Origin of the sequence: Thalassospira sp. UBA1131, assembly GCF_002311515.1 — a bacterium.
GTDB lineage: Bacteria > Pseudomonadota > Alphaproteobacteria > Rhodospirillales > Thalassospiraceae > Thalassospira.
The window spans coordinates 1-1,911 of sequence record NZ_DCAO01000036.1 but is presented as its reverse complement, the minus strand read 5'-3'; the positions used below and the strand labels follow the sequence as shown (position 1 = coordinate 1,911).

Sequence of the window (1,911 nt, the reverse complement as noted above, 5' to 3'; positions counted from 1 at the left end):
GTGTGCTGGAACGCATTTCGGATCAGGTTGGACACCACAATCATCAGTGCCGCGCGCGAGGTCGCGATCTCGGTTTCGCGGCTGTCAGGTTCAAATGTGCAGGTAACGTGTTTGCCCTCCATCAGATAGGAAAGATCACTGATTTCCTGTTCGATGAAGGCGCTGATGTTGATCGTTTCGGTTTGGCCAAGCGGTGCATTGTCACGGCCCAGCCACAACAGGGTTTCAAGCAATTGCTGCATATTGCGGTTGGCGCGTTTGATGCGGGCCATGACGCGTGCCTGCGTTGCGTTGAGCGGGCTTTTTTCCAGAAGTTCGACATTGCCCGAAACGATGGTAACGGGCGTGCGCAGCTCGTGGCTGGCCTGACGCAGAAATTCACGTTCACGGGCAACGAATTTGTCGATCTGGTCAACGGATCGATGCAGTTCGTGGGCAACGTCATTAAGTTCTTCAAACCCGAAATCCGGGATCGGTTCGCGCAGGTTATCTGCCGTCAGATTGTTGGCCCAGTTCTGAAGGTTCTCGGATGGCTTGGTCAGACGTTTGCCAATCACCCACAGGAACCAGGCAAAGATGCCGACAACCGCCATGGCAAACGGGATCGACAGCAGAGCCAGCTTGTGCAGGCGCACGAAATAGATGCTGTCTTCATCCCCGGCGTGATAGGTCTGCAGGATCAGGATGTCATCCCCATTGCGCAGCTGATAGGGGAAGACCAGAAAGACCGGGTTTTCCGGGTTCTCTTCGGCGGCGTATTTGTCGGTGTTGATATAGAAAAGCTCGCCAATCTCAAGATCGTCTGGTGTTGCATGCGCGCGCAATTCTGCCGGCAGCTGATCAAAACCGGTGAAGGTTTCAATATTGAAACCCTTGGGCAAGGGGGCTTCGGGATTTTCGGCCAGTTCATTGTCATATTGTTCGGCAATGACCTGAAGCTGGAAGGACGCCACCATCCACTTGCCATACAGCATGTAGAAATTGACGACCACCGTATAAAGCACGAGCGTAATCACCAGACCCAGCAGCACATAATTGCGCACAAAGCGGGAAAAGGATCGGGTCTTGGGTGCGCAACATGTGCTCATAGCGGCTACTTGCGAAGGGCCACGCCCTGGCCCGGAATGGTGTGAATCAGATTTTGCTCAAACGGTTTGTCGATCCGATGACGCAGTTTGTAAAGATGTGTCTTCAGCGCATTGGTATCAGGTGGATCGCCTTGCCAGAGCGCCATCGACAAACGAGAACGGGTTACAACCTGCGGACTGTTTTGCGCCAGAACCTCCAAAATGGTCCAACCCGTTGGCGATACACTGATATTCTGGCCAGCCCGCACCACGGAACGGTTTTCAAAATCAATAAGCAGGTCACCAAGCGAGAAACGCCTTACCTCGCCACTGCGCCGACGTGATAGAACGCGCGTGCGCAAAAGAAGCTCTTCCAGCTCAAACGGTTTGACCAGATAATCATCCGCCCCGGCGTGGAAACCTTCGATCTTGTCATCAAGTGTGTCACGCGCGGTCAACATAAGAACCGGGGTGTCCACCCCTTCGTCGCGCAGCGCCTTGCAGATGCTGATGCCATCACGGAATGGCAACATCAGATCAAGCAGGATGACGTCATATTCGCCGGTCAGCGCCATCTGATAGGCGGTTTCACCATCATAGGCATGGTCGCATTCAACGCCTTCAATCGTCAGATAGTCACTGACGGTGGCGGCGATATCCATGTTGTCCTCGACCAAAAGGACCATGATGTGGGCGGTTGCTTTCATTCACGTCATCTCGTTTTCAAGACATGCAAGCATGCCGCAATTCAGCCGACGGGTCAGCAGGAAACACCCCGTTGCCCGGTTTGGCGCATAAGTTAGTCTGTCACTTGCTTCAGATCATCTTGGGTATCGATATCAAG

General features: G+C 53.6%; 2 protein-coding genes. Both read right to left on the bottom strand.

Features of this window, described 5'->3' with window-relative positions; translation table 11 throughout:
• Positions 1 to 1,088 (bottom strand): sensor histidine kinase (locus B3Z49_RS05125; RefSeq protein ID WP_296988620.1); only part of this gene is annotated, 1,088 nt, incomplete at its 3' end.
• 5 nt (positions 1,089 to 1,093) lie between these two features.
• Positions 1,094 to 1,774, bottom strand: a complete 681-nt coding sequence (locus B3Z49_RS05120) for a response regulator transcription factor (protein WP_296988619.1) — start codon at positions 1,772 to 1,774, stop codon at positions 1,094 to 1,096.
• Positions 1,775 to 1,911 lie beyond the last annotated feature (137 nt).